General features: G+C 65.3%; 4 protein-coding genes. 1 reads left to right on the top strand and 3 read right to left on the bottom strand.

Annotated features, from left to right (window positions below; all coding sequences use genetic code 11):
• Both GPA21_RS19430 and GPA21_RS19425 read right to left on the bottom strand, forming a co-directional pair.
• Positions 1 to 401, bottom strand: a 401-nt coding sequence (locus GPA21_RS19430) for a dihydrofolate reductase (RefSeq protein WP_168989726.1), incomplete at its 3' end; no start/stop codon positions are given.
• Positions 398 to 1,192 (bottom strand): thymidylate synthase, encoded by a 795-nt coding sequence (locus tag GPA21_RS19425; protein WP_168989725.1) that lies wholly within the window; start codon positions 1,190 to 1,192, stop codon positions 398 to 400. The genes GPA21_RS19430 and GPA21_RS19425, both read right to left, overlap by 4 nt.
• Positions 1,193 to 1,315: 123 nt before the next feature.
• Between GPA21_RS19425 and GPA21_RS19420 the strand changes: the two genes are divergently transcribed.
• Complete coding sequence (locus GPA21_RS19420; protein WP_168989724.1) at positions 1,316 to 2,746, top strand: PilZ domain-containing protein; 1,431 nt, start codon at positions 1,316 to 1,318, stop codon at positions 2,744 to 2,746.
• Positions 2,747 to 2,803: 57 nt separating this feature from the next.
• Here the strand turns inward: GPA21_RS19420 and GPA21_RS19415 are convergent.
• The coding region (locus GPA21_RS19415) for an MFS transporter (protein WP_168989723.1) at positions 2,804 to 4,226 on the bottom strand (1,423 nt) is incomplete at its 5' end.

Below are 4,226 nucleotides of genomic sequence, written 5' to 3'. Positions count from 1 at the left end.
ATATCGGGGAAGTGCGCGTCACCGCCGATGTCAGCCCAGACCTCGGTGATCAGCAGGCGGTCCGCGCGTTCGATGAACTGCCGATAGAGTTCGGCCCCGCCGATGATGAATACGCGTTCCGCGCCGTCGACGGCCGCCAGTGCCGCCTGCGGACTGACGAAAACCTCGGCGCCCGCTGCCGTATAGTCGGCATTGCGGGTCACCACCAGGTTGCGCCTGTTTGGCAGCGGGCGACCGAGTGACTCCCAGGTCTTGCGACCCATTACGATCGGATGACCACTGGTATGCGCCTTGAAGTGCTTCAGATCAGCCTTGAGCCGCCACGGTAGCGCGTTGTCTCGACCGATGACGCCGTTTCGCGCAACTGCCGCAATAACGATGATTTCCGACATTTCGCTCATACCGCCACCGGTGCCTTGATGTGCGGATGCGGGTCGTAGCCTTCGAGCTCGAAGTGCTCGAAACGGAAACCGAAGATGTCGTGCACCGACGGGTCGATGCGCATCGTCGGTAGCGGCCGCGGCTCGCGCGACAGTTGCTCGCGCGCCTGGTCCAGGTGATTGAGATACAGGTGGCAGTCGCCGCCGGTCCACACGAAATCGCCGAGTTTGAAGTCGCAAACCTGCGCGACCATCATCGTCAGCAGCGCGTAGGAGGCAATGTTGAACGGCACGCCGAGAAAGATATCCGCACTGCGCTGATACAGCTGGCATGATAGCCGGCCGTCGGCCACGTAGAACTGAAACAGCGCGTGGCAGGGTGGCAGCGCCATGCCCTCGACCTCACCCGGATTCCAGGCCGACACGATGTGGCGACGGGAGTCCGGGTTGCGCTTCAGTCCGTCGATGAGGGTCGCAATCTGGTCGATGCTTCGCCCGTCGGAGGTCTCCCAGCGCCGCCATTGCTTGCCATAGACAGGGCCCAGGTCACCTTGCTCGTCGGCCCATTCGTCCCAGATGGAGACTCCGTTTTCCTTCAGATAGCGGATGTTGGTGTCGCCCTGAAGAAACCACAGCAGCTCATGGATGATCGAGCGAGTGTGCAGCTTCTTCGTGGTCATCAGGGGAAAGCCCTGCGCGAGGTCGAAGCGCATCTGCCAGCCGAATACCGACAGGGTGCCGGTGCCTGTGCGGTCGGTCTTCTGGTGACCTTTCTCCAGCACGTGACGCATCAGCTCAAGGTATTGGTTCATTTTTACTTCCGGGAATTCGGGACATCGAATTCTACATCCATGCTCCGGTCGCGAGTCGCGCCTCGCATGCTAAGCTCCGCGCCAGACTCTTTGTCGCGACCAACTCGCGGGGAAACCCGGGCAGTGACGGACTTGAAGCAGATTCTCGACCACAAACCGGATGGCGGCGACGCGTCCGCGCCTACGTCTTCCGGCAGCTTGCTGGCTGATCGACTGCGCGCGCTGTCGCTGGTGACCGAGGCTCTGGGCGCAATGGTTCGGGCCGACTGTCTGGCGCTCGCGGAGAGAAACACCTGTATCGACGCATTCGAGCGGGAGGCGGATGGCCTGATGAGGGAGCTGCTCGTCGAGCCTTCCATCATCCGCCTGCCGGCTCGCTCCTACCGAGCCTTGGCCGCCGGTGCGCGGGACTGCTGCGCGAACCTGTTGCTGGCTTATCGAAGCTGCATTGGCCTGGCCGGCTATGAAGACCGAGGCGGCAAACTGAACCTGCGATTCTTGCGCGCAGCCGGGCGCTTCCTCAAATGGCAGGGGCTCGCGCGCGGCCCGGCCCATCCGGCGCTTTGGGCGTGGCTCGGTGCGGCGCTGGCCCAGATGCGCGCGGACTCGGGGCAGGGCGGAGCCGAACCCAGAATGCCGGAAACCGCCTGGCACAGCGAGCTGACCCGTATGCTGGCCATTGCCGGCTCGGGCTACGACCGGATTCCGATCAGGGCCTTGCCCGCCCTCGAAGTCCTGCGCCGGCGCCTGTTGCCGCAGTGCGAGCTCTCCATGCAGCCGGGAGGCGACTGGCTTCTCGCCCTGCCGCTCGATGCAAGTTCCGCGCCGATGCGGCCGGCGGCTGCGGCTTCGGATCCCGGGCCGCAGCTTTATTTTTCGGTGCGCAAGGCTCTCGACAGCGCCTCGCGTTGCGAGGCTGCGCTGGCGGCGGGCGTCACACCGGACTTGCTCGGCTTCCCCGGGCTCGAGCGCGACGACCTGCATCGAGCGCTGTCGCATCTGACCAAATGCTGGGGCACGGCCGGCGCTGCGCGCCGAAGCCGGAGGCATGGCGTCGACAGCGACGTCTACCTTGTCAGCGGGCAACATGCGATTCATTCCGCGCTTTGTGATGGATTGCCGCAGGGCATCGTCCGCTGCCGTCTGGTGGACATCAGCAAGCATGGCGCACGAGTACTCGTCGCCGGCCATCGCGGCGGACGGCTGGAGATCGGCGACCTGGTCGCCTTTCGTCCTTCCGACGGCTCGGCCTGGCATGTCGGCCACATACGCCGCGTGTGGCAAGAAGCCGAGGACGAGTTGTCACTGGGGATCGAAACCCTCGCAGCCCATGCGGTGCGCGGATACCTCGACGACGGACGAAGCGGGTGCGACGTCATCGTCTGCGGACCGCTGACGAGACGATCCAGCGTCCGCCTCATCGCCCCCTCGGACTGGAGCGGCGCTTGCGAAACGCTATTCCTCAAGGCGAATCAGACGGTGCGGAAGATCAGGCTGGACGGTCGTGCGGCGCTCACCGACGATGCCGTGCTTTGCGTTTGCAACGTGCTTTAACTGTCCGTGCTGCGTTCGATTGGCCGAATCGTGTGCGCTCGCAGTACGAAGCGAAACTCATCCAGGCGGTCGCTGGCTTGGCCTTTGCGCGACATAGCGACGGACTCGCGGCGGCCCGTCGCCGATGTGAAAACCGTGGCGACGACCACGCAGCCCGACGTCTGCCGCGGTGAAACGCTCGAGGCGGCGCTGGTGTTCGATCCAGTTCTCATCGAGAAAATATTCGATGTAGCGTCCCGGCTGCGCGGCGTCGCGGAACAAGCCCCATGACAGCGCGCCCTGGCGGAGTCTTGCCTGCCGGGTCTCCTCCATGACTGTGTCGAAGCCCTCGGCTTGATCCGGGTCGATCAGGTATTCGATGGTGACCATGACTGGCCCCTCTTCCGGGCGGATGCCGACCGCGGGTGGTTCGGCCGAGGACTGTACCTTGGCCGGCGTGAGGTCTTCGTCGAGACCGCCGCCGACACTGATGCGGAAGGTCAACAGCAGCATCAGCGGACCGAAGGCGGCCGCAGCGCAGACCGCAAACACCAGCGTGGTGTGGCTCGCCACCTGGCCCCACAGCGCCGCACCTGCAGCACCGCCCCCCATCAGCGCCATCTGGTAGATCGACATGCCCCGCGCGCGGACCCAGTTTGGCAGGGCCAGTTGCGCGGCCACGGTGAGTGAGTTGGCGGTGGCGATCCAGGCCATGCCGGCCACCGCCATCGCGGCGACCGCGAGAGGAAACGAGGGCGAGAGCACGACGACCACCGCAGCCAGGGCGTGGATGCAGGTGCCCCAGCGAACGAAGCCGTCACGGTCGATATGTCGGCGAAGATGTTGCAGATTCAATGCGGCTACGATGGCGCCACCACCCATTGCGGCCAGCAGCACGGTGAAGCCGACTGGCCCCCCGCCGTGGATGTCGCGCGCGATCAGCGGCAAGAGCGCGGTGAGCGAGGTCGATTGGAGGAAGAACAGGAAGATCCGGAACAGCACCTTGCGCATGCGCGGCGACTGGACCACGTGCTGCAGGCCCACGCGCATCGCGCCGAAGAAGCGCTCCCCGGGCAGCACGCTGGGCTCCTGTTCGCGTTTCCAGCGGGTGATCAGTACGAACGCGAAGACCGCCAGCAGCGCATTGAGCACGAAAACGTACTGGCTGCCGGCGTAGGCAATGAGCGCGCCGGCCACCACCGGACCGATGACGCGCGACATGTTCATCGCGATGCCATTGAGTGCGAGCGCGGCCGGCAACTCCTTGCGCGACACGATCTCGGGCACGATGGCGGCGAACACCGGCCAGCGCATCGCCATGCCGATGCCGTTGGCGAAGGTCAGCGCGAGCAGCAGCGGCGCGGTGAGCTTGTCGGCGAGCACCAGCGCAGCGAGCAGCATCGCGATGGCCGCGACATAGAGCTGGGTGAAGGCGAAGTACTTGCGCCGGTCGACGATGTCGGCCAGCGCTCCGCTGGGCAGGCCGAGCACGAACACCGGC

Origin of the sequence: Azoarcus taiwanensis (assembly GCF_012910885.1) — a bacterium.
In the GTDB taxonomy this organism is placed as follows: domain Bacteria; phylum Pseudomonadota; class Gammaproteobacteria; order Burkholderiales; family Rhodocyclaceae; genus Azoarcus_F; species Azoarcus_F taiwanensis.
This window is presented reverse-complemented; position numbering and strand designations above follow the sequence as displayed.

Excerpts from the sequence above, each read along its gene's own strand:
- GPA21_RS19425 (WP_168989725.1), bottom strand. The coding sequence starts at position 1,192 with ATGAACCAATACCTTGAGCTGATGCGTCACGTGCTGGAGAAAGGTCAC.